We start from the raw sequence: 21,827 nt of genomic DNA, 5'->3' as shown, positions 1-21,827 counted from the left end.
CCGGCAGGACAACAGTCATGGAAGGGGTATGCTAAGGTTCGGAATTGACGTAGCCAGGAGCGTGATTTGACGGCCGAGACCCTTCGTATCCACCCCGACGAACCTGAAGCGGAACATATTGACAGTGTGGTGCGTGCGCTGAACGCGGGCCAACTGGTCGCGCTACCTACCGATACCTTCTACGGTCTAGCGGTGGATCCGGTTAACCTGCGTGCGGTGGACCGAATCTATGAGCTCAAGTCCAGAGCGAGGCACAAGCCGCTGTCTCTTCTGATCGCGGACGTGACGCAGGCGAACGAACTGGCGCGCGGGCTGGATTCGGCCTTCGACCGGCTCGCGGAGAAGTTCTGGCCGGGACCCCTTACCTTGATCGTGAAGGCCGGCTCCAAGCTTCCGTTGCGAGTCACGGCGAATACCGGCAACGTAGCGCTGCGTGTCCCGGAGGCGGCAATTGCCCGCGCAGTTGTAGAGCGGCTTGGTCTCCCCATTACAGCAACCTCGGCCAATCTCCATGGGCATCCAGAATGCACCTATGCCAATTGTGTCCGCGACCAGATCGGCGACCGCCTCGATCTTATCGTCGATGGGGGACCAACTGCCCGCGCCGTGCCGACCACCATTGTCGATCTCTCGGGCGGAGGCTCTTCATGGATGATTCTGCGCGAGGGTGCCATTCCAACCCATGAGATTGCCCTGACGCTACAGCGATAATGGCTTCGCATCGGTTTTGGCCGGAAAGGCATCAAAAAGAACAGTACGCATGAGTCCGCCGCCCTATCAACGTCCGCCAGCGCCCAGATCTCCCGGCAGGGGGCTCTTCCGGCGTGTATTCGGACTCGCTCTCCTCGTTGCGTTGGGTTGGGGGGCTTGGCTCATCGCCGAGATTCACAAGACGGCCACCGAGGATCAGGCGCGCGCTGCGGATGCGATTGTCGTCTTCGGAGCCGCGGAGTATTCCGGACGGCCCTCCCCAGTGCTGCATGCACGGCTGGACCACGCGGTCAGCCTCTACAACAAGCAGATTGCGCCGGTCATCATCACGCTGGGCGGCGGCGGCGATAAGGATTCGGGGCGGTCGGAAGGGGGCGTGGCGCGGGATTATCTGCTGGCCAACGGGGTCCCCTACGACAAGATCATCGCCGAAACGAGATCCTTCGATACGGAACAGCAGGTGGCCCGTCTCGCCGTCATCGCCCGGGCGAACGGCCTGCAGCGGCTTGTGGTGGTGTCGGATGGGACACACCTCTTCCGCATCCGCTATCTCTGTGAGGAGCAGGGGCTCGACGTCTATACCTCCCCGCGGCCTCTCTATGGCAATATCTCCGACCAGGATCTCTCGCGAAGGTATTTTCACGAGATGGTGAGCTACACCAGCCTGAGAATGCATCTGCACGCAAGTTGGTTGAGGCTCTGGCTGGCGGGCAAGGCCAACTAGCTGCCTACCAGAATGCCTGCGGAGGCTCGAGGATGTGGAAGAATCTGATCATCAGGTAGGCGGCAAGGCAGGTCGAGGCGAAGTTGACCAGATCGTTCCCGATCCAGCCCCAGCGCTCTACCGTCGCGCCCAGCAGGCTGTCGAAGAGTAGTCCCGAGACCCCGCAGACGAAGACGAGCACGGCCACGCGAGCATCGATAGCCCCGAGCGCGGTTGCCAGCCCAGCGATCAGCGCCGCGGCAAGCACCCCGCAGAGCGTTCCGGCCATGCTGACGGCACCATTCGTGCCCGGTGGGACAGATTTCCCACTCGTTATCAGAATTGTGCGGCCACCGAAGACCTGCCCCAGCTCGGAGGAAACCGTGTCGGCGGTCGCTTCGGCGAGTGCGGCCAAACCCGCGGCGAAGAATCCGGTTTCGTGCTGCATCGCAAAGAAACCGGCAACCCCGAGGTTTGCCATCACCTGCGAAACCTGCCGGCCACTCCGTCCGCGCCGGTCGGTCAGGCCTTTCGCTTCCTTATGCAGGCGTCCGTAGCGGGTAGCGGCAAAGGTAAGGAAAAAGAGCAGCGCCAGCTCAGGGAAGGCCGTCCGTGTCCACGAAACCTCGTAATACTGCCGCGAAAGTAGGTTAAGGCAGAGCACGCCGCCGAGCGCCGCCGCCGCCGGAGTCGCCGAACGAAGCCTCCAGACAAGCAGCGAAAAAGCCGTACTGAAGGCCAGAGCCCAAAAAAACCAGACAGGTGGCCTTTGGATGCCAACGAGCGTGAAGAAACGGAGTCCAATAAAAGCCGTGAGAAGCAGCCCCATTCCCAGCGTCATCAAGAACGACTGTCTACGGTCCCAAGCCGCGGAGATAACGCGCTGTCGCTCGGGGCCACCGCCTCCGGAGTACTCCGCGTCTCTCGATTCCTTGTGCACAGCCGGGTATCCCTCCTGATGGTGATTTACAATCGAACCTTGAGCATACCGAAGCGCGTTCGTAACAAGAACCCCAAAATTGGATTCACCGTGGGAGCAGTTTTGCAGCCAGTCAGCATGTCAGTTCGCAGCATAGCCCGCAGCACCTCCGCACCGGCGTCTGGTTCCCGCCGCCGCACGCACCTCTTTCGCAGCTCCGCCGCGGCTCTGGTAGCCGCTGCCGTCTTCGCCGTGGCAGGTTGCGGCAATACGTACCGGCCTGTGATTACGGCGATCAACCCCGTCGGTCCGGCTGGACAACCGCAGAAGTACGCTGTCGCCATCTCGAGCACGGGCACAAGCACGCCCGGTCTGGCGACCATCGTCGACTTCTCCGGCGACACGGTCTTGATCACCGTGCCCGTGGGCAAGAATCCCCAGTACTTCAATGTCGATGCGCAGGGCTTCAATGGCTATGTGATCAACGGTGATTCGTCCATCAGCTCATTCGACATTTCGAACAGCCTACTCGCGAGTGGCGTTCTGGTCAGCACCCTGCTCCCGGGAGCGAATCCCGTCAGCATCTTCCCACAGGGATCCTCCGTCTATATCACGGAGCCAGGGCGGAATGCGATCGGTCAGTTTACCGGTACGCCACCGGCCCTCAAGCAGGAGCTCGGACTGGGTGTGGCGACCAATCCGGTCTATGTCGTGGGATACGCTTCTGCTCAGCGTCTGTACGCGCTCAGTCAGGGCAACGGCACCTCGCCTGGCACGGCTTCGGCTATCGATGTCCCTTCCCAGACCATCACGACGACGGTTCCGGTAGGCGTCAACCCCGTCTATGGCATCATGACCTCCGACTTCAAGCGCGCCTACATCATGAACAAGGGCAGCAATACTGTCTCGGTCATCAACGCGCAGACCAACACGCTCGATAACTTTACGGGTAGCACAGGTACGGGAACCATCGCCGTCGGGACCGCGCCGGTTTGGGCTGACTTCGCCACGACCCGCTCGGAGATGGTGGTTGCGAACCAGGGGAGCGGCACCAACAACGGCTCCGTTTCCATCATCAGCATCCCTCTTTGCAACGCCTCCGCGACGGTGACGAACCCAAACTGCGATGCCACCAACCCTGTGGACGCTGCCGGTTTCGGCACGGTGCTGGCGAATGTTCCAGTGGGTGTCAATCCCATCGTGGTCGCTGTCCTGGCTGACGGAACCCGGGCCTATGTGGCCAATGCCGGCGATCCGAGCCTGCCTTGTGCCACGGTGCCGGTAGCAGGCGTCTCGACCGGATGCTCGGTGTCGGTTGTCAATCTGACAACGAACACCGTGACTGCTACGATTCCCGTCACGGGCCACCCGAGCTTCATGGCTTTGACCAACGGCACGCCGACGGGTAAGGTCTACGTCACGTCGAAGGACAACAACACGATGACCATCATCCGTACCGATATCGATGCCGTGTCGACCTCGGTCGATCTGCAGGGCAAGGGCGTGATGGTTCGGACGACGCTGCCGTAAATAAAGTCAAGACAGACTAGAAAGCCCTGCCGGAATCATTCGGCAGGGCTTTCTGGTTGTTGCGGAGTTTTTGTTTAGGAGCCAAGCATCAGGATTGGCATGGTTGGAGTCTTTGCACCGCCCTGGTTCTCGATGGTGATGCCGAAGGCCTTGGCTTCGATTCCCTTAGGCAAATTGGTCAATGCAAAGTTGGCGTAACCCTGGGCGTCCGGGTGGAAGGTGCCGGCTGGGATTGGAGCGCCTCCGTTGGTCGGGATGATCCAAAGCTCGTAGACTTTGAAGGTATCGATCGGATCGAGACCGGTCGCGGTAAAGATCAGTACGCCGCGTTCCGCCGAATACGTTGTGCGGCCCGTAGGTGTCACTGGGGCAAGAGGCTTGCGCAGAGCAACCTTCATCGCGCCCTGGTCGTTCAATGCATCTCTGAGGGCGCGATCCGACGCGGCTTCCGCACTCACTTGGTCGATCTGCGACTTGTCGAGAGCAATTTCGCTCTTCAGGTCTTCGCCCTGGCGGTAAAGCTGCATCGTGGAGACGGCGAGCGCAGCCGCGGCGGCCCAGCCGACCCAGGGCACTACGCGCGACATCAGGCTTCGCTTTTCGACTTCTTTTTCAAAGGAGAAGAGCTGAGCTCCTCCGCTGGAGCGCTGGTACGCGCCAATGGATGCCGTGGTATCGCCAGCGGAGTCTGAGGCTACCTGCGCAGCCTGCTGAGCGGCCTGTGGCAGTTGCAGCGGGGGCACGATAGGCCGAAGCATCGGCACGGGCTTTCGCTCGCGGCTCACGCGCTTGATGAAACGGGTACGGGCCATTGCTGGCGGCGAATGCATCTCCGCGGTATAAGCGTAGGTCGCCAGGTCTCCCTGCAGCTTTGCCAACTCTTCCCGAAGCTGAGGACTGTGCTTCAGATGAAGCTCGACGTTCGCAGCCTCGTCAGCGCTCAGCAACTGCATGGCGTAGAGAAGAAGGTCTTCCGGTTCGATATGTCGCGAGTTGCTCATGCTTGGAAGGCCTTTCTCAGCGACAGCAGCGCGCTGCGGATTCTGGTCTTGACGGTTCCTAGCGGATCTCCGGTCATCTCGGCGATCTCCGAGTGAGTTAAACCATCGAAGAACGCCATCTCCAAGGTCTTGCGCTGCTCTTTTGGCAGAAGATGGATTACGGCTCGCGCTCGTTCCATCATATTGTTGCGCTCGGCTTCGTCGGCAAGATTGTATGGTGAGGCAAGGGCCACGTCATCCACCGAATCGGTCGGCTTCTTACGCCGGAGCTGATCGATTGACCGATTTCTGGAGACTACCGCCAGCCATCCGCCCAGGCTGCCCCTGGTTGCGATAAAGCTCTCGGGATGTCTCCAAACCTGCATAAAGATTTCCTGAAGGATGTCTTCGGCCGAAGCGGGGTCGCGCAGCACACGCAGTGCGACCGAGTAAACGACCTTCGAGTAACGGTCGAACAGCGATGCCATCGCCTGTTCGTCGCCGCGTTGCACAAGCGCCAGAAGCGAGGCATCATCCCTCGTCGAGGCGTCCGGCAAACCCTGCATTCCCGTCTCTCTATACATGAAACGCGCACCCTGGTAGATCAGATTGCAAATCTGGAGGTTTCTTTGCTCTTCTCACCGCATCAACAACCCTTTGATGCCCTGCGCAGGTGATGCGAACAGCGATAGCCTCGGCTAAGAACGCCAGTGTACGTTATTTCGATCCACGATTGTCGAGGGGAAAAGCATCGCCTTCGATCACCTCACAAAGTTCTTGCCGATCAACTTCGTGAGATGCTGATCCAGATGAAGATTCGCCTGGACAAACTCGTAGTGGACCGCGCGCTGGCTGCCTCGCGCGAGAGAGCGCAGGCCCTGATCCTCGCCGGTCGCGTTCTCGTAGGGGAGCAGAAGATCGACAAACCCGGTACTCCGGTTGACTCCGAGGCCGAGGTACGCCTGCTTGGCTCGGACATGCGCTACGTCAGCCGGGGCGGCCTGAAGCTCGAAGCTGCCCTGAAACACTGGGCGATCGACCTTACCGGCATCGCATGCCTCGACATCGGAGCCTCTACCGGCGGCTTTACGGATTGCATGCTCCAGCATGGTGCAGCCTCCGTCCTCGCGGTCGACACCGGCTACGGCCAGATCGCACAGAAGCTCCGTGACGACGCCCGCGTCAGCCTGCGTGAGCGTTGCAACGCCCGTCTGCTCGCGTCGGGTGAGCTCGTCGCAGAGGCTAACGGAGCCACGTTCCTTGCGATGGATGTCTCCTTCATCTCCGCAACGCTGGTTCTTCCTGCGGTTCTCAAGGCCGCCGCTCCTGAGGACATTACGTGGACGGGCACCGCGGTGCTCCTGGTCAAACCCCAGTTCGAGGCAGGCCGAGAAGCGATCGGCAAGGGTGGCATCGTCCGCTCGCAGGAGGCCAGGCAGTTCGCGATCGACCGTGTGCATGATTGCGTGCTCGCCAACGGAGGCCATCACACTGCCATCATCGATTCGCCCATCCACGGCATGGAGGGCAATCATGAATACCTGCTTTACGCTAAATTCGGCGAAAACAGTCCGAAGGTATAGGTTCCAGGTTTTAAAACGGATGACTTGGAACGGACAACTTAGAACTGCCCTTCAGAAGCCGGTACACTAACACCAATGCCCCTGGCCGCGATCATCTCGAAGCCCCAGAAGCCTGAGCTTGCCACCATCATTCCCGAGCTGGTCGGCTGGCTGAGGGAGCGCCAATACCAGGCGATTCTCGATACAGAGAGCTCGGTCTACATCGGTGCCGAAGAAGAGGGTTGCCCACGCGCCGATCTTCCGCAGTTCAAACCGAATCTCGTCATCGTACTCGGCGGCGACGGAACGCTGCTCTCCGCGGCACGCGCGTTTGCCCACCGCGAGACGCCGATCCTCTCCGTCAACCTCGGCTCGCTCGGCTTCTTGACCGAGATACCCAAGGCCGACCTCTACAACACGCTCGAGGCCTGGATCGCGGGGACCGCACCGATTGACACGCGGGCCATGATGTGTGCCCGCCTTATCCGCGACGGCAAGGTCATCCGCCAGTGGGAGACCCTCAACGACGTTGTCGTCTCCAAGGCCACCATCGCCCGCATGGGCGACTTTACGGTCGAAATCGACGGTCAGCTCGTCGCGACCTTTCGTGCGGATGGCGTCATCATCTCCACCCCGACTGGTTCCACGGCCTACAACCTCGCTGCGAATGGGCCGATCATGATGCCTTCAGTCGACGCGATGGTCATCAACCCTATCTGCCCCCATCTCCTCACGCTGCGCCCCATCGTGGTGCCTGGTAGCGTGAACGTGGCGATCCACATCGAAGGTGTGCCCAACCAGACGATGCTGACTGCGGATGGTCAGGAGGCGGTCGACCTGAACCTCGGCGATACGGTGCACTGCTGCAAGTCGCAATACAGCGTGCGCCTTCTGCGCCTCCATCAGAACGGCCTGTTCAACGTGCTTCGCCAAAAGCTGAAGTGGGGCGAGCGCTAAGCTGGTCTTTGTGGTGACAGTCTGCTTTCGCGGTAAATTTTTCGTTCAACTCATCCCGTCTATTCCGATCGCAGAGTCTGCATCGGGTACGGAGGCTGGCCGGTGATTTGGTTTTGTATCCGTCTCCAGACGGCCAGGCGGAGGTCTTGGCTGAACGTGAGCATGTGGGCTCCTGGCAGGTGTCTGGGAGAAGAGAAGCAATTGGCGCGCCAAACTTTGGTGGTGATTACGCCGAATTTCGGCCTGGATTGTGTCTGAAAGTGGAAGGGCCTGGATGAGAGCGGACATCGCTCCCATCCAGGCCGGTTATTTATGGGACGATCGGCAGGTTGATGAAGCTGGCTTTACCGGGCATGTCCCAGATGCGCTGCGTTGCCTTCTGGTAGTCCGCCGGCTTCGCATCGAAGATGTTCGGCACAAAGGTTTGCGGGTTGCGGTCATACAGCGGGAACAGCGTCGATTGCACCTGCACCATGATGCGGTGCCCGGGCTGGAAGACGTGGTTCACGTTCGGCAGATCGAACTTCACCAGCTCCGGCTCATTTGGCTTCATCGCCTCGGGGTACTCGAAGCTCTTGCGATACCGCCCGCGGAAGATATCCAGTGCAATCGGAAGCTCGTATCCGGCCATCGTCGTAGGACCGGTGGCATCATCCGGATACACATCGATCACCTTCACGATCCAGTCCGAATCCGTCCCACTGGTCGAGGCATACAGGTTCACCTCTGGCACACCGCTCACCCGCGTCGCAGTGGTCACAGGCTCGGAGACATACGTCAGCACATCCGGACGGTTGTCGACAAAACGCTGATCCTGCACCAGCCACGTCTGCCATGTCCCGACGTCCCCGGTACGCGGCAGAAAGGGAATCGGCTTCGCCGGGTCGGAGACGTACTCCGCAAACTTCGCTCCGCCGCCGGTATGCGTCTCGTAGGAGAGCTTCCCATCTGCATGCAGGTACAGCGGCCTTGACGTGCTGCCGCATCCTTTGTCGCAGCTCAGAGGCCACTTGGGCAGCTTATCCCAACGGTTCTCGCCTGTGTTATAGATCAAGACAGGTGGCGTATTCGCCTTGGGCGCGCCTTCGACGAGATACTGGTTGAAGAAGGGCATGAAGATCTCTTCGCGGACATACTCGGTCGTATCGCCATCCCAGGTGAAGGGGCCCATCACATGGCCTTCACGATTGATCTGCGAGTGGAACCACGGGCCCATCACGAGGAAGTTCTTATCGTTGTTGGTGTCCTTCGCCTCCCATAGAGTGTAGGCATGGTTTGCACCGTACATGTCTTCCTGGTCCCACAGCCCCTGCAGCCACATAGTCGGGACCGTGAGCGGCTTGGCGGAGACCAGCTTGTCGAGCGCCTGCGACTGCCAGAACCCATCGTAAGCCGGATGCGCCTCGACAGTCTTCCAGTAGGGAAGCTGATCCTCGCCGAGCGACCGCGCAAAGTTCCCTGCGGATCCTGCCTCCAGGAAGTTCGCGTAGTCGTCGTGATGATCGTGAGGAACGTGTGGCCCCGCACCCCGCACCGCCGTCTGGCTCACAAAGTAGTCCAGCATGCGCTGACGGAATGCGCCGTAGTGGAACCAGTCGTCGCCCATCCATCCATCCACCATGGGGCTCTCGGGAATCGCAGCCTTCAGCGCCGGATGCGGGTTCAACAGGGCCATCACGACGGTGAATCCCTCGTACGACGAGCCAATCATCCCAACCCTGCCATTGGTCTCGGGAAGATTCTTCACCAGCCAGTCGATCGTGTCCCATGCGTCCGTGGTATCGTCCGCGCCGGAGGGGTTATAAGGGCCTACCGGAGGCGGTGTCATCAGGTACACGCCCTCCGATCCATATTTGCCACGCACATCCTGGTAGATCCGAATGTACCCGTCCTTCACGAACACCTCATCGGGCAAACCGAGCTCGTCGATCAGGTGCGGCGAGTCGGCCTGGGCCGCAACTCCGGGGGCACTCCGTCCTGCAACGGGGGCGACCCCTGGAAGCGCGTTCCCGGCGGTCGTGCGGTGTGCCGCGGCGCGGGCAGCGGCGTTGTAGCAGGTGCGCGTCAGGACGATCGGGGCATTTTTCGCGCCCTTGGGAATCATCACGACGGTGTAGAGCTTCGTCCCGTCGCGCATCGGGATCATGAGTACGCGCTTCTCGTAGTCGAAGACGGGCGCGGGCGCTTTGTACGGAATGCGTCTAGGGGGAGTGAAGCTGGATGGGATATCGTTCCCGACGATCGTCGGATCCGCAGGCTTGTTCTGCGCAAATCCGGAAAGCGAGGAGAGCGTGAGAGTCAGCCCGGTAAGGGCTACGCGGCAGAGTGGTGTCATGAGGGTCCGTTCGCTGGTGATTTGGCCTCACTATACCACTCTGCTTCCGCCTACCTGTCCATCGACGCGTAGTCGTACGCCTCCTGCGTCACCATGGGAACCTGAGCGAAGTTCTCCGTCGGTGGAGGCGATGTCGTCTGCCATTCCAGGCCATACGCCCGCCACGGATTCGCCCCGGCGACCGGTCCGTAGAAGAGCGACCAGCCAAGATAAACCATCGTCAGCAGATATCCGAATCCCATCACCGTCGCGCCAGCGGTCGAGAAGATATTCAGCACCTGCCACTCCGGCGGATACACCGCATACCGGCGCGGCATGCCCAGGTAGCCCAGGATGAACTGCGGACCAAAGGTAAAGAAGAAACCGACGAAAATAAGCAGTGCGGCAACCTTCGCCGGAGCCTCCGGATACATGCGTCCCGTGATCTTTGGCCACCAGAAGTGCAGTCCGCCCAGATATCCCATGATCACCGAGCCCACCATCACGAAGTGAAAGTGGGCCACGATGAAGTACGTCTCGGTCAGGTGAACATCCATCCCCACCGTCCCAAGAAACACGCCTGTGCATCCCCCGATGACGAACAGCCCCAGGAAGCAGAAGGCATAGATCATCGGCGCCTCAAAGCTGATGGACCCCTTGTAAAGCGTCGAGGTCCAGTTGAAGACCTTGATCGCCGAGGGCACTGCAACCAGCATCGTCAGCAGGGAAAACACCAGCGCCGAGTACTGGCTGACACCCATGATGAACATATGGTGTTCCCATACGAAGAACCCGAACACAGCGATAGCCACCGAGGAGAACGCAACCGCCGAATACCCGAAGATACGTTTCCGTGTGAAGCACGCGATGATCTCGGAGATAACGCCCATCGAAGGCAGAAGCATGATGTACACGGCCGGGTGCGAATAAAACCAAAACAGATGCTGAAACAGCAGCGGATCGCCGCCTATCGCAGGATCGAACACCCCAATGCCGACCAGCCTCTCCAGCGCAACCAGCACAATTGCAATCGCCACCACCGGCGTAGCCAACACCATCACGATCGAAGCCGAGTAGTGCGCCCAGACGAAGAGCGGCAACCGGAACCACGTAAGCCCTGGAGCCCGCATCCTGTGGATCGTCACGATGAAGTTCAGTCCGGTAAAGATCGAAGAGAACCCCGCCACAAACGCCGCAAGCCCAGCCGAGATCACGTTCGTATTCACAAAGCGCGTGCTCAGCGGCGTCGTAAATGTCCATCCTGTATCCACGCCACCCGCGATCACGGTATACAGCAGCAACATGCCAGCGATCACATAGCAGTACCAGCTCAACAGATTGATGCGCGGAAACGCAAGATCCCTCGCACCCAGCATCAGCGGGATCAGAAAGTTACCCAGGATCGCAGGAATCGCGGGGATCAGCACAAAGAAGACCATCACGATGCCATGCATGGTGAAGACCTTGTTGTACGTATCGAGCGCCATCAGGTCCGAGGCTGGCGTCAACAGCTCCAGCCGTAGCGCAAACGCAAGCAGACCGCCAACTCCGAAGAAAAAGGTAACGCCGATCAGGTACAACAGCGCAATCCGCTTGTGGTCTTTCGTCAGCAGCCAACTCGCAAGGCCATGGCTCTCGTTCAGGTAGTTGCTTGGGGCTTTGGTCGCAGGCAGAACCACCGTGGTCGTCGTCATCCCAGACCACCTGCTTCGGCAAGAACGGGCACGGAGAGACCAGAAGCGGCAAACTCGGCTGCGGCCTGGTACATCTCCTGCACCGCGAGCACGATCAGTGGTGGGCACGTCATCTGCGTTCCGTACCCGGGGCATGGCCCAGAGCACTTGCAGCGCTTAGCGGAAGGAGGAAGTGGCGTCGGCATAGAGAACCTCGTGCCATCATCTTGCGGCCGTCAGCCGCCCTAGTCTGTGACGCTCATCACAAGCCCATGCTCTTAAGCCGAAGCCGCCTTGGGAGACAAATCTAGCGGAGCGTAACCATCCCACGCGCCGGATGACAAAAGACCTTCCCATGGCTTAGCGCAATCTTCCGCCCCGCCAGCCCCGCCATCTCCGGATCATGCGTCACCATCACGATCGTGTGCCCATTGCGATGCAGATCCTGGAGCAGTCCGGCGACGATCTTCTGGTTCGCCTCGTCCAGATTGCCCGTAGGCTCATCCGCCAGCAGGATCGGAGGATGATTGATCAGCGCCCGTGCAATACAAACCCTCTGCTGCTCTCCACCCGAAAGCTCGCTCGGCAGATGGTCCGCCCTCTTGCCCAGCCCCACACGGTCCAGCGCCTCGCGCGCCTGCCCCTGGTCCGTCATCGAATGGAAGTACTGCGCCAGCATCACATTCTCGAGCGCCGAAAGATATGGAATCAGGTGAAACTGCTGAAAGATGAATCCAATCTTGTCCGCGCGAAATCGGTCCAACTCCCCGGCACTCATGCTGGCAACATCCACGCCATCGATCTTCAACTCGCCAGCCGTAGGCCTGTCCAGACACCCCAGCATATTCACCAGCGTGCTCTTGCCGGAGCCCGATGGCCCCGTAATCGCCACCCACTCGCCCCCCACAATCGAGAACGTAGCATCGTCCAGCGCCCTCACCGTGCCTGAGCGTCCGGCATAGTCGCGCGTCACCCCACGCAGGCTGATCACCGCGCACTCGGGGCGCGTGGTCTCCATCGAAATGTCTCTGCGTTCCGCCATGGTCTCTCTCTTCCTTTACTCGCCCTTCAACAGCGCCGCAGGCTGTAGGCCGCGCAGCACGCGCGCCGGGAACAGCGCCGCCGCCGCCGCAATCACCGCGTTCAACAGAATCACCGCCGGAATAACCCCCACACGCGGAAGCGTAGCGGTGTGGAAGTTCAGTTCGCTGATCCCGAACGCCGCGGCCGAGCCCACAACGTATCCCGCAACCACCCCGGCCCCGGCAAGCACCATCGCCTCCAGCAGGAACATCCCGATCATCTGCCCCTGCGATCCGCCCAGCGCCTTCATCAATGCGAAGTCGCGCCGCCGTTCCAGCACCGACGCCGACATCGTCGCCAGCACCGACACCCCAACCGTCAACGCGATCAGCAATACCGCTCCATACATCAGCGCATGCGTGCGATCCACAATGCGCGATTCGCCCTCGACAAGCTGCCGCACAGGCTCAACCTTCATCCCCGGCAGCGCCTGCTTCATCAGCGCGATCGCGCTATCCACCTTCGCCGCACCACCCGGAACCTGTACCTCGATGGCCGTCGCTCCGGCCCCGGTCCACTGGGTAAAAGTCTCCATCGGGATATAAATGCGGCTATCTTCATCGCCGCCTGTACGCAGCCGTCCCGCGCCATGCAGCACAAGCTCCTTGCCTGCGAAGGTAAGCCTCAGAGCGTGCTCATCGGCAACAAAGTTCGCGGCCTTCTGTCCAAGCAGCGCATCCTTCTCACCCTCCGGCCAGGCATCCACCTGCCACCACGCGTCCAGCTTCTTCACCGCGTCGAAGTCGGTCCCAACAACCACAACAGGCGTGCCCCGATCGGTCGTAGCCACCGCATAGCCAAAGTCCGCGACGATGGCATCGGAACTCACGGACGCCCGCACCTTCTTCAGCGCATCCAGCGGAAGCACCTCCGCCACGGTTGTGCTATCCGGCGTCGCCGCGGCGGTAGCCTCCCCGGAGGGTGCGCCCGTCACCACCACGTTCGCGCCAAAACTGCGGAACTCATGGTGCAGCTTCGCATCGAGATCGGCATAGAGCGTCAGCAGAGCCGTCGCAACCGCAGCCGAAACCGTCAGCGCAATCAACGCGCTCAGGCTGCGTGCGCGCCGATGAATCAGTGAGCGCCGCAACATGCGCCCCATGCTGATCTGCGGAGCAGCCATCTAGGAGTCCTCCCGCAGAATCGCCGAAGGGTTCATACTCAGTGCCGCGCGAATGGAAGGCGTGCTCCCCAGGATCGCCACGATCAGCCCCATGCCGACGACCACCGGTAGGAGCACCGGATTGAAGACCGTGATCGGCGCGGAGGGCACACTGCCTGGCGTGTCGAAGATATGTCCGCCCAGCCACGCTGCCAGTCCCGATCCGGCAAGATAGCCAACGGTTCCTGCCACCAGAGCAAGCAAACCAGTCTCCGCATAAAAGAGCATCGCAATCGAACCTTTGCTCGCGCCCAGCGACCGCATCAACCCAATCTCCGACCGCCGTTCGAGCACTGCCGTCGCCATCGCAGCGCTCACCGCAAACCCTGCCGCGAGCAAAGCCGCGCCACTGATCAGCCACATCAGTCCGCCGATGCGATCCAGGATCGTCCCTTCGCTCTGCTCCACCTGCCGCACCTGCTCCGCCTGCGCCCCGGGGATCGCCTCGCGAATCTGAAACGCAATCGAGTTCGCATACGGACGGCAGTACCAGAGCTCATGCATCTTCGGAGACATCTTCTCCGGATCCTGCCGCGCGAATGCATCTTCTGGCTTCGTCCGCGCGGAAATATCGACGCGGTCGATAGCGTCGGGCAGATGCGCGATCTTCTGGGCTGTCGCCATCGGCATCAGGATTGCCTTGTCGAAGGGACCATCTGTATCGGCGATGCCGGTAATCGTGAGAGCGGCACCCCCCGCAGCACCACCGACCGCTCCCGGTTGCTGCAGGTCGATCACATCGCCCGTATGTTTCGCCAAGGTCCTCGCAAGTTCGGCTCCCAGTACAGTTTCATCGGGACCCAGCGGCCAGCGCCCGGTCAACTTCCATGCTGGATGCAGTTGCGGTGCGCCCGTCCGGGCATCTCCTGAGCCAACGGGATGGTTGAACCAAAGGCCGACAGCGTCCACCTTTCTCTCGGTCCCCCCCACGTCGGAAATCAGCGTCCGGAAGGAGAGCTGCGGGCTCATCCCGGTGATGTTGTTTGCCCAGAAGATCGCCTTCAGCTTCGCAAGGTCGGACTCTTTCAGGTAGGCTCCGCCAGCAGGCTTCAGATCCACCCCACCGATCTTCACCGAAAGCGCATCCGCGGCAGGCGTCACCACGATATTCGCCCCATACACTGCAAGCTCGCGATGAATCCTGTCCCCAATCGTAAGCGCCATCGCCAGCATGGCCGTCACGGCGGTCGTGCCCAGCAAAATCGCAATCCCGGCAAGTGCCTTCCTTCGCCGCTGACGGACGAAGCTCTCCATCAGCAGGCGCCAGAACATCACTTCTCGAACACCCCGGCCATCGCCTTCAAATCACTCGCCGCAATCGTCACCACACCGCCGCCCACCACCGATTTCAGCGGAATCGGATTACACCCACCCGGCTGTCCCATTGAAGCTGCGTTCAACGGCGAAGCGCACATCTTGCACGTAATCCCCTGCGACCCGATATAGAACCCAACCGGCCCGCAGATCGAACAGGCATCCGCCACCGAAACAATATTCCCATCCGGCTTCTTGAACAGCAGAAACCGCACCTCCGGCGCGTGTCCCTGTCCGTCGTCCACATGCACCCCAAAGCGATGCAGCTTGTCGTCGTTGATCTCGCTCGTGGACACCGTTACCTGCTCGCCCACCAGCGTCACGGAGGTCGTCGGCGACAGCGCCGTCGAGCTCTTTGCATAGATAAACTCGGCCGTCGAAAGGAAGATAAACACAAAGCTCGTCGCGACCACCGCGGTCATCCACATCTTCTCGCGCCGCTGGCTCCACGCCGCCCTGCGCCGGTCGGCGTCGGTCGCGGTCTGCGCCAACACCACCGGAGCGCGCCGCTTGTACTCCATCAGCATCATCAGTCCGGCCAGCGCCAGCATCGTCACAAAGAAGAAAAGATCGTTCCGCACAATCGGCCCAATCAGACGCATCTCCGTCTGGCTCGAAGGCAGCACATGGTTCTCGCTCAACTCATGCAGTCCGCTCACTACCAACTGGAACGTCACAAAGTAGAGAATCACCGTCGTCACGCGGAAGAACCGCTGCAGGTTGATCTTCACACTGCCGCGAATAAACAGCACCCCAAACACCACCGACACCGCCACACCCAGCAGCGTCCCGGTAAAACTCAGCAGTTCGGTCGAGTTCAGACTCACCGCCGAAAGAATCGCAACGGTCTCCACGCCCTCGCGCAGAACCAGCAAAAACACAAAGAAGAACAGTCCCACCTTGGACTCGCCGCCCGTCAGCTTCGCGATCCGGCCCTCGATCTCGCCCTTCATCGACCGCGCCGTCTTGTGCATGAACCAGATCATGCTCACGACGAACCCCGCCGCCACCAGCATCACCCAGCCCTCGAAGATGTCCTGGTTGAACTCCAGGTGCGTCAGCACAATGGCCACGCCCACCGACGCCGCAATCGCCGCGCCAAGCGCCGAGAACACTGTCTTTTTCAGGTCATGCCGACCGATTTTGCTCAGGTAGGCGAACACAATTCCGATAATCAGTGAAGCTTCCACGCCCTCGCGCAGCGTGATGATAAAGGCCTGCAGCATGATCCGTTCTTCCCGTTCCGGAACCGTTCCCGAACTTGCGCGCGACGCTCGAAAGCAACGCAACCGCCATCTCTTAGTCTATTGAGGACTAAATTGGTCGTCAATTGCCCACGCGCCTTTTCCTCGCTTCTCAGAGCAACGAATTTGCACGCCATTCATCTTTCTCCACGGCAATGTGCGTCATCCTTCCAGAATGACCCTCCTCCGTCGTGTCTTTCTCCTCCTCATCGCTGCGTCTACGCTCTTTGTGCCTCTCGGCGGCTTCGCCCAGGCTCCCGCGACGATTCTTCTCATACGCCACGCCGAAAAGCTCACCGACGGCCAGATCGACCTGTCCCCCACCGGCTTTGAGCGCGCCAAACTCCTCCCGCAGCTCTTCGTCCCCGGCCACATCCCGGCCCTGCCCACCCCGCAGGTCCTCTTCGCCACCCACCAGAGCAAGCACTCCAACCGCCCTGTCCAGACCATCACACCCTTGTCCGTGACCCTTCACCTACCCATCGACAACACCATCGAGAACGACAACTATACCGAACTCGCGCAAAAGCTCCTCAGCGGCCAATATGCCGGAAAAGTCGTCCTCGTCGCCTGGCATCACGGCAATCTGCCTGCATTGGCGACGGCACTGGGAGCCACCCTGCCCTACGCCAAATGGCCCGACACGCAGTTCGACCGCGTCTGGAAGATTGACTACAAAAACAACAAGGCGATCCTGACGGACATGCCGCAGAATCTGATGCCTGGAGATTCAAATTAGGAGGGTGGGAAGAGATGGTGCGCCCGGAAGGATTCGAACCTCCGGCCTACTGGTTCGTAGCCAGCCGCTCTATCCAACTGAGCTACGGGCGCACATATGCAACTGATTCAGAATAGCCGATTCGAGCTTCGAAATCAACCCTTGCTCTAGCTTGCCGCAACCGGCTCAGGCGGAGGAGCCGGTGCGCGAAACATCGGCACGACCTCCACGATGTCAAGCCCCGAGCGCCGCAGCAACTGGTGAATCACCGCCTCGGTCAAACGCGTCGCGTCGTACTCCACGCGCACGGTCTTTTCAGCCTCGGAAAGCACCAGCGCCCTCACGCCATACACATCGCGTGCCTTGGACATTGCCAGCATCGCCGCCTCGGTCGGAGGCACTCCATAGCGGTACACCACATCAAGCTGCGTCATGACGATATTCTATCAGCGCCCTGCGCGGGCGGCCGTTTCTGCGTGACCTGGACTAGGCTCCGTCAGCCCAAGCCTTCCCCTACAGATGTGCCAGGTACTTCTCAATCTCCGGGCTGGTCCAGTTCTGCGCCGAGACAAACTTCCTCCGCAGCACCCCCTGCCGGTCGATCACATACGTCTCCGGAATCTGCGCCGTCCCATACAGCGCATTGATCTTCTGGCTCGCATCCCGCACCGTCGTAAAGTCCACCCCACGCTTCGTCAGGAACTCCCGGTACACCGTATCGTCCTCGTCCATGCTTACGGCGACAATATCGATATCGGGCATGTCATGATGCAGCTTGATCAGGCTAGGCAGCTCCTGCAGGCAAGGCGTGCACCACGTCGCCCAAAGGTTCAGCACCACGACCTTCCCACGCAGCTTGCTCAAATCCACTGTCTGAGTGCCATCCGAGACGGCAAACAGCGGTGCCGGTTTTCCGATATTCGAAGGATGATCCCCCCGCTCGCATCCCGCAATCGTCATCACCGCCATCAAGCCCAGAATCAGTCGCCGCACAGAGAAGTCTCCCACTTCCTATAATACGAACAACCCGATGCCAGCCTCTACCGAACTCGTCGTCATCCTTCCTGCCCGCAACGAAGAGGCCGCTCTGCCGACCTGCCTCGCGTCCATTCTCGCGCAGTCCGAACCCGGTTTCGAGCTCGGCGTCCATTGGCAGCTCATCGTCGTCGACGACGCCTCCACCGACCGCACCCGAGCGCTCGCCGAGTCTAACCCGTGCGTCACCGTCCTCGAAGCCCCCAAACTCGAATCGAACAGCGGCTTCCACGGCAAGACCAACGCCTGCTGGGCCGGAGCCCAGTATGCCATCGCGAACTTTCAGCCGAAGTGGCTCCTCTTCACCGACGCCGACACCATCCACGCCGCCAACTCGCTCTCCCGCTCCATGCGCGAGGCCGAGAAGCACGACTCCGCGATGCTCTCCTACTCCCCCCGCCAGATCACCACCGGCTTCCTCCAGGCCACCGTCACCCCGCTCATCTTCTCGGAGCTCGCCAGCGTCTATCCCCCGGCTAAAGTCTCAGACCCCGCCGACCGCCTTGCCGCCGCCAACGGCCAGTTCATCCTCATCGATCGCGAGGCCTATACAGCCATCGGAGGCCACCGTGCCATCGGCCCCGAAATCCTCGAAGACGTAGCCCTCGCCCGCAACCTCAAACGCTCGCAGCGTCGCCTCCGCTTCCGTTACGCGCCGGAGATGGTCGCCGCGCGCATGTATCGCGATACACCCAGCATGATCGAGGGTTGGAGTAAGAATCTTGTCCTTCTCTTTCCCGCGCCGGTCGCTCTCATCCTATGGCGTATTCTCGACCTCCTTCTCTTCTTCGGCCTTCCCGCCATCGCTCTCGGTCTCCCGTTCCTGGCCACCTGGCAGCGAGAGGTCATCGCCGTCCTTTGGGTTCGCACCGTCTTCCGTTTCTACAGCCGCGTAGCTCGCGCTCACGCTGGCTTCCAGGGCACGGTGATCTCCATCCTCGGAGTTCCATTATTCATCTTCTTGCTGGCCCGCAGCCTGCAACTCCACCGGGTCGCCAAACAAGTCACCTGGAAGGGAAGAAGCTACCCAGCCCAGTAAGATACGAGGCCTGCATGAAAGACAATTGGCAGGAGACCGCTCGCAAAGACTCCCCGTTATACAAGTCAGTAAGAAAGGGGATGAGTTCATTCTGAGTACATGCTGCAACCCTCACTCGTCGGTGCTTCAAGCCCTCCGTGCGAAGGGGTAGCGAGGCGTGCGGACGCCCCGACAGGACTATGCTGAGTACATGCCTACCTACACGACTCCGAGCGATCTCGCGACGTTAGACCCTGTTGTCCTGGCTGACAAGCTGCATGGTGTTCTGGCTTTGGCGAAGGCTGCCTTGGCAGGATTGGAGTCGCCGGGAGTTCCCAGAGCGGAAGGGAAGTGGAGCGCACAGCAGGTGGTGGGGCACCTTTGCGATTCGGCGATGAACAACCAGCAGAGGATCGTTCGGTTGCAGTTGGCGGAGACACTGGTGATGCCGGGTTATGAGCAGGAGGGCTGGGTTCGTGTGCAGCGCTATGAGGCACGTCCGTGGGTTTCGGTGGTGGAGCTTTTTTTCGCTTTGAACGAGCATTTGGCGCACACGGTCGCTGGGATCGATCCTCGGACGTTGGGGCACACGTGGATGCTGGAGGGAGAGGCGCTTACGCTGGGGTTCATCGTGGAGGATTACATCGCGCATCTGGAGCATCATGTGAGGACGATTTAATGGATCGTCTGGTGCAGATTGCGGATGCTGCTTTGGCCTCGTCGGTGGAGAGGTCGGGGGAGCATCTTGTTTGCAGGCCGGGGTGTTCGCAGTGCTGCGTGGGGGTGTTTCCGATCGCGCAGCAGGATGCGGCGCGGCTGCGGGAGGGGTTGACGGGGCTTGTGGATCAGGAGAAGGCTGGGCGGATTCGGAGACGGGTGTTGCAGTCGCTGGCTCGAATCGATCCGTGGTTTCCGGGTGATCGGAAGACGGGAGTGCTGGGCGAGGACTATGAGGCGGCGATTCTGTTCGAGGAGTTTGCGAACGATGAGCCTTGTCCGGTGCTGGATATGGAGACTGGAACCTGCGACCTGTATGAGGCACGGCCTGTGCTTTGCCGGACGTTTGGGCCCCCGATGAGGACGGAGGAGGGGAACCTGGCCACATGCGAGCTTTGCTACATCCATGCGACGACGGAGGAGATTGCGGCGTGTGAGCTGGATCCTGGTTTTCCGGAGGTGGAGGAGGCTTCGAACGAAGAGTTTGACGCGGCACATGGGGTCGGTGGGCAGACTTTGATTGCGTATGCGTTGCGGGGCGTGTGACAGCCTGGATCGGCGATAATCGAGGGGTGAAGAATCTTTGTCTGGCGGTGACTGGGGCTAGCGGCAGTGTGTACGCCGTGGAGATGCTGCGGATGCTCGCGGTGGATGAGCGGGTGGAGCATGTCGACCTGGTGGTGAGCGAGAGTGCGCTGCGGGTGTTCGCGGAAGAGATGGGAATCTCGGGGCGGACGGGGCTGGTGGAGAAGGTGGTCGGCTCCGCGTGCGAGAGGATCCAGGTGCATGCGCATAACGATATCGGCGCGAATATTGCGAGCGGGAGTTATCCGTCGGATGGGATGATTGTGCTGCCGTGCTCGATGGGGACGCTGGCGGGGATTAGCGCGGGGCTGGCCGCGAATTTGATTCAGCGGGCCGCGGATGTCGCACTCAAGGAGCGGCGGCCTTTGATTCTTTGTGTGCGGGAGACGCCCTTCAACAGGATTCATCTGCGCAATATGACCGTGGCGGCGGAGGCAGGCGCTACGATCTTTCCGGCGATTCCTACGCTGTATAACCGACCGCAGGATACGGGTGAGATGGCTCGGAGTTTTGTACAGCGGGTGCTGGGGTTTGTGGGGTTGAAGCAGGCTGGTGCTTACGAGTGGGGTAAGAATTCGTAGGTAGGATTAGTCTGCCTTCTAGTTGTGCTGGTCGGCGTTGGGAATGGTTTTCTGGCCTGGAGCGAGTGGCGGGTCGGCTTTGAGGAAGTCCAGGGTGGTCTCTTCGACGGGCTTCCAGCACTCGGCGGGGGCCAGGTGTCCGCAGCCTTCCATGACGACCAGGGTGGATCGGTCGATGCCTTTGTGCATGCGTTCGCCGGCGCTCAGGGGAATGAGGTCGTCATGACTGCCCCAGACGATAAGGGTGGGCTGCTGGATGAGATGGAGGCGGAAGTCCATGAGTTCTTTGCCGCTGACCATGGCAGCCATGGAACGATTGACGATCCAGCTGTTGCGCTGGAGCTTGCGGAGGGCGTCGTCCTGGACGAAGCCGGGCATGAGGCGCGGGTGGGGCGAGATCGCGGACATAAGGCGGGCGAGGCCGGCCCGGTTAGTGGGTGCGAAGAGGTCGGTATCGAAGGTGGGCGGGAAGTAGAGTCCGGCGGAGTCGTAGAGCATGAGACGGTGCACGCGGTCGGGATGTTCGACGGCGAGCTTGAGGGCGACCCAGCCCCCCATGGACCAGCCTCCGACGTCGGGCTTGGCGAGGTGGAGCGCGTCAAGGAAGGAGACGACGGTCTTCTCTTCGAGGTCCATGGTGTACGGGACGTCGGGGCGTGGGGAGCGGCCGTAGCCGAGGAGGTCGGGGGCGTAGATGTGGAAGCCGGCGGCGGCGAGTCCGGGGATGAGGGGAGCCCAATCCTCGCCGCGGGAGCCCAGGCCGTGGATGAGGACGACGGTGTGTTCAGGAGAGCCGGAGGGCGGTAGGGCTTCGAGGTAGTGGAGTTCGTAGCCGTTCGCTTCGACGTAGTGGCTCTGGACGCCGGCGTGCCAGAGCTTGTAGCGGAGGATGGAGTCGTTGACGGCGAGGGGATGGAGGTAAAACGTCACTCCGCTGGCGAGGATGGCCAGAAGGACGGCGATTCCTACGATTTTAAGAAAAGTCTTCAACCAAGGGCTCCGAAAAGCAAGGCGTAACCAG

Annotated in this window: 22 protein-coding genes and 1 tRNA gene; 10 read left to right on the top strand and 13 right to left on the bottom strand. The window is 60.8% G+C overall.

Annotation, left to right across the window (positions count from 1 at the left end; all coding sequences use genetic code 11):
• Positions 1–66 precede the first annotated feature (66 nt).
• A complete protein-coding gene (locus BM400_RS21025) occupies positions 67–711 on the top strand; it encodes an L-threonylcarbamoyladenylate synthase (protein ID WP_089843662.1) in 645 nt (214 codons plus the stop codon).
• A gap of 142 nt (positions 712–853) precedes the next feature.
• Positions 854–1,435: a YdcF family protein gene (locus tag BM400_RS21020; RefSeq protein WP_245782069.1), complete on the top strand. Its 582-nt coding sequence runs from the start codon at positions 854–856 to the stop codon at positions 1,433–1,435.
• Positions 1,436–1,439: 4 nt separating this feature from the next.
• Here the strand turns inward: BM400_RS21020 and BM400_RS21015 are convergent, their stop codons facing one another.
• On the bottom strand, positions 1,440–2,255 hold the full coding sequence (locus BM400_RS21015; RefSeq protein ID WP_175529183.1) for a DUF92 domain-containing protein: 816 nt from the start codon (positions 2,253–2,255) through the stop codon (positions 1,440–1,442).
• A 216-nt stretch (positions 2,256–2,471) separates the two neighbouring features.
• Here BM400_RS21015 and BM400_RS21010 point away from each other — a divergent pair, with 216 nt between their 5' ends.
• On the top strand, positions 2,472–3,863 hold the full coding sequence (locus BM400_RS21010) for a YncE family protein (RefSeq protein ID WP_245782068.1): 1,392 nt from the start codon (positions 2,472–2,474) through the stop codon (positions 3,861–3,863).
• Between the two features lie 74 nt (positions 3,864–3,937).
• Here the strand turns inward: BM400_RS21010 and BM400_RS21005 are convergent, their stop codons facing one another.
• Positions 3,938–4,864, bottom strand: coding sequence for an anti-sigma factor (locus BM400_RS21005; RefSeq protein WP_089843654.1), 927 nt, complete (start codon positions 4,862–4,864; stop codon positions 3,938–3,940).
• Positions 4,861–5,409 carry a sigma-70 family RNA polymerase sigma factor gene (locus BM400_RS21000; RefSeq protein WP_245782067.1) on the bottom strand — a complete coding sequence of 183 codons (549 nt, stop codon included), beginning with the start codon at positions 5,407–5,409 and terminating at the stop codon, positions 4,861–4,863. The genes BM400_RS21005 and BM400_RS21000 overlap by 4 nt, the downstream gene beginning before the upstream one ends.
• 243 nt (positions 5,410–5,652) lie before the next feature.
• On the opposite strand from BM400_RS21000, the gene BM400_RS20995 reads away from it, so the two are divergent.
• Both BM400_RS20995 and BM400_RS20990 read left to right on the top strand, forming a co-directional pair.
• Positions 5,653–6,426, top strand: a complete 774-nt coding sequence (locus BM400_RS20995; protein WP_175529182.1) for a TlyA family RNA methyltransferase — start codon at positions 5,653–5,655, stop codon at positions 6,424–6,426.
• A gap of 75 nt (positions 6,427–6,501) precedes the next feature.
• A complete protein-coding gene (locus tag BM400_RS20990; protein ID WP_089843649.1) occupies positions 6,502–7,362 on the top strand; it encodes an NAD(+)/NADH kinase in 861 nt (286 codons plus the stop codon).
• 310 nt (positions 7,363–7,672) lie between these two features.
• Here the strand turns inward: BM400_RS20990 and BM400_RS20985 are convergent, their stop codons facing one another.
• The 6 genes from BM400_RS20985 to BM400_RS20960 form a co-directional block, all read right to left on the bottom strand.
• A complete protein-coding gene (locus BM400_RS20985) occupies positions 7,673–9,697 on the bottom strand; it encodes a CocE/NonD family hydrolase (protein ID WP_089843647.1) in 2,025 nt (674 codons plus the stop codon).
• Positions 9,698–9,747: 50 nt separating this feature from the next.
• Positions 9,748–11,370, bottom strand: coding sequence for a cytochrome c oxidase subunit I (locus tag BM400_RS20980; protein ID WP_089843644.1), 1,623 nt, complete (start codon positions 11,368–11,370; stop codon positions 9,748–9,750).
• A gap of 286 nt (positions 11,371–11,656) precedes the next feature.
• Complete coding sequence (locus BM400_RS20975; protein WP_175529181.1) at positions 11,657–12,391, bottom strand: ABC transporter ATP-binding protein; 735 nt, start codon at positions 12,389–12,391, stop codon at positions 11,657–11,659.
• Positions 12,392–12,406: 15 nt separating this feature from the next.
• Positions 12,407–13,555: an ABC transporter permease gene (locus BM400_RS20970; protein ID WP_245782066.1), complete on the bottom strand. Its 1,149-nt coding sequence runs from the start codon at positions 13,553–13,555 to the stop codon at positions 12,407–12,409.
• A complete protein-coding gene (locus BM400_RS20965) occupies positions 13,556–14,866 on the bottom strand; it encodes an ABC transporter permease (RefSeq protein WP_089843641.1) in 1,311 nt (436 codons plus the stop codon).
• Entirely contained in the window at positions 14,866–16,134 is a 1,269-nt protein-coding gene (locus tag BM400_RS20960; RefSeq protein WP_089843638.1) for a Fe-S-containing protein, read from the bottom strand. Before BM400_RS20960 ends, BM400_RS20965 begins: the two co-directional genes overlap by 1 nt.
• A gap of 193 nt (positions 16,135–16,327) precedes the next feature.
• On the opposite strand from BM400_RS20960, the gene BM400_RS22315 reads away from it, so the two are divergent.
• Positions 16,328–16,891, top strand: coding sequence for a hypothetical protein (locus tag BM400_RS22315; RefSeq protein ID WP_217644138.1), 564 nt, complete (start codon positions 16,328–16,330; stop codon positions 16,889–16,891).
• Positions 16,892–16,906: 15 nt separating this feature from the next.
• Here the strand turns inward: BM400_RS22315 and BM400_RS20950 are convergent.
• The 3 genes from BM400_RS20950 to BM400_RS20940 form a co-directional block, all read right to left on the bottom strand.
• A tRNA-Arg gene (locus BM400_RS20950) sits at positions 16,907–16,983 on the bottom strand.
• Between the two features lie 54 nt (positions 16,984–17,037).
• On the bottom strand, positions 17,038–17,304 hold the full coding sequence (locus tag BM400_RS20945) for a hypothetical protein (RefSeq protein WP_089843636.1): 267 nt from the start codon (positions 17,302–17,304) through the stop codon (positions 17,038–17,040).
• 79 nt (positions 17,305–17,383) lie between these two features.
• Positions 17,384–17,863, bottom strand: a complete 480-nt coding sequence (locus tag BM400_RS20940) for a TlpA family protein disulfide reductase (RefSeq protein ID WP_342714613.1) — start codon at positions 17,861–17,863, stop codon at positions 17,384–17,386.
• Positions 17,864–17,900: 37 nt separating this feature from the next.
• Between BM400_RS20940 and BM400_RS20935 the strand changes: the two genes are divergently transcribed.
• The 4 genes from BM400_RS20935 (at position 17,901) to BM400_RS20920 (ending at position 20,806) form a co-directional block, all read left to right on the top strand.
• Positions 17,901–18,944 (top strand): glycosyltransferase family 2 protein, encoded by a 1,044-nt coding sequence (locus BM400_RS20935; RefSeq protein WP_089843631.1) that lies wholly within the window; start codon positions 17,901–17,903, stop codon positions 18,942–18,944.
• A 190-nt stretch (positions 18,945–19,134) separates the two neighbouring features.
• Entirely contained in the window at positions 19,135–19,602 is a 468-nt protein-coding gene (locus BM400_RS20930; protein WP_089843629.1) for a DinB family protein, read from the top strand.
• A complete protein-coding gene (locus BM400_RS20925; protein WP_089843627.1) occupies positions 19,602–20,186 on the top strand; it encodes a YkgJ family cysteine cluster protein in 585 nt (194 codons plus the stop codon). Before BM400_RS20930 ends, BM400_RS20925 begins: the two co-directional genes overlap by 1 nt.
• Positions 20,187–20,269: 83 nt before the next feature.
• On the top strand, positions 20,270–20,806 hold the full coding sequence (locus BM400_RS20920) for a UbiX family flavin prenyltransferase (protein WP_245782091.1): 537 nt from the start codon (positions 20,270–20,272) through the stop codon (positions 20,804–20,806).
• A gap of 18 nt (positions 20,807–20,824) precedes the next feature.
• Here BM400_RS20920 and BM400_RS20915 read toward each other — a convergent pair whose 3' ends face one another.
• Positions 20,825–21,796 carry an alpha/beta fold hydrolase gene (locus tag BM400_RS20915; protein ID WP_089843623.1) on the bottom strand — a complete coding sequence of 324 codons (972 nt, stop codon included), beginning with the start codon at positions 21,794–21,796 and terminating at the stop codon, positions 20,825–20,827.
• Positions 21,797–21,827: the final 31 nt, after the last annotated feature.

Source organism: Granulicella pectinivorans, from assembly GCF_900114625.1.
Taxonomy (GTDB): Bacteria; Acidobacteriota; Terriglobia; order Terriglobales; family Acidobacteriaceae; genus Edaphobacter; species Edaphobacter pectinivorans.
Note: the sequence above shows the minus strand (reverse complement) of the source record. Positions and strands in the feature narration are given on the sequence as shown.

What these genes read in the sequence shown, in the direction of transcription:
- BM400_RS20920 (WP_245782091.1), top strand. Translation starts at nt 20,270, where the DNA reads ATGCTGCGGATGCTCGCGGTGGATGAGCGGGTGGAGCATGTCGACCTG.
- BM400_RS21005 (WP_089843654.1), bottom strand. Translation starts at nt 4,864, where the DNA reads ATGAGCAACTCGCGACATATCGAACCGGAAGACCTTCTTCTCTACGCC.
- BM400_RS20935 (WP_089843631.1), top strand. Translation starts at nt 17,901, where the DNA reads ATGCCAGCCTCTACCGAACTCGTCGTCATCCTTCCTGCCCGCAACGAA.
- BM400_RS20995 (WP_175529182.1), top strand. Translation starts at nt 5,653, where the DNA reads ATGAAGATTCGCCTGGACAAACTCGTAGTGGACCGCGCGCTGGCTGCC.
- BM400_RS21015 (WP_175529183.1), bottom strand. Translation starts at nt 2,255, where the DNA reads ATGACGCTGGGAATGGGGCTGCTTCTCACGGCTTTTATTGGACTCCGT.
- BM400_RS20970 (WP_245782066.1), bottom strand. Translation starts at nt 13,555, where the DNA reads ATGGCTGCTCCGCAGATCAGCATGGGGCGCATGTTGCGGCGCTCACTG.
- BM400_RS20985 (WP_089843647.1), bottom strand. Translation starts at nt 9,697, where the DNA reads ATGACACCACTCTGCCGCGTAGCCCTTACCGGGCTGACTCTCACGCTC.
- BM400_RS21010 (WP_245782068.1), top strand. Translation starts at nt 2,472, where the DNA reads ATGTCAGTTCGCAGCATAGCCCGCAGCACCTCCGCACCGGCGTCTGGT.
- BM400_RS20925 (WP_089843627.1), top strand. Translation starts at nt 19,602, where the DNA reads ATGGATCGTCTGGTGCAGATTGCGGATGCTGCTTTGGCCTCGTCGGTG.
- BM400_RS20930 (WP_089843629.1), top strand. Translation starts at nt 19,135, where the DNA reads ATGCCTACCTACACGACTCCGAGCGATCTCGCGACGTTAGACCCTGTT.
- BM400_RS20965 (WP_089843641.1), bottom strand. Translation starts at nt 14,866, where the DNA reads ATGTTCTGGCGCCTGCTGATGGAGAGCTTCGTCCGTCAGCGGCGAAGG.
- BM400_RS20990 (WP_089843649.1), top strand. Translation starts at nt 6,502, where the DNA reads ATGCCCCTGGCCGCGATCATCTCGAAGCCCCAGAAGCCTGAGCTTGCC.
- BM400_RS22315 (WP_217644138.1), top strand. Translation starts at nt 16,328, where the DNA reads ATGACCCTCCTCCGTCGTGTCTTTCTCCTCCTCATCGCTGCGTCTACG.
- BM400_RS20960 (WP_089843638.1), bottom strand. Translation starts at nt 16,134, where the DNA reads ATGCTGCAGGCCTTTATCATCACGCTGCGCGAGGGCGTGGAAGCTTCA.
- BM400_RS20975 (WP_175529181.1), bottom strand. Translation starts at nt 12,391, where the DNA reads ATGGCGGAACGCAGAGACATTTCGATGGAGACCACGCGCCCCGAGTGC.
- BM400_RS21000 (WP_245782067.1), bottom strand. Translation starts at nt 5,409, where the DNA reads ATGCAGGGTTTGCCGGACGCCTCGACGAGGGATGATGCCTCGCTTCTG.
- BM400_RS20945 (WP_089843636.1), bottom strand. Translation starts at nt 17,304, where the DNA reads ATGACGCAGCTTGATGTGGTGTACCGCTATGGAGTGCCTCCGACCGAG.
- BM400_RS20980 (WP_089843644.1), bottom strand. Translation starts at nt 11,370, where the DNA reads ATGACGACGACCACGGTGGTTCTGCCTGCGACCAAAGCCCCAAGCAAC.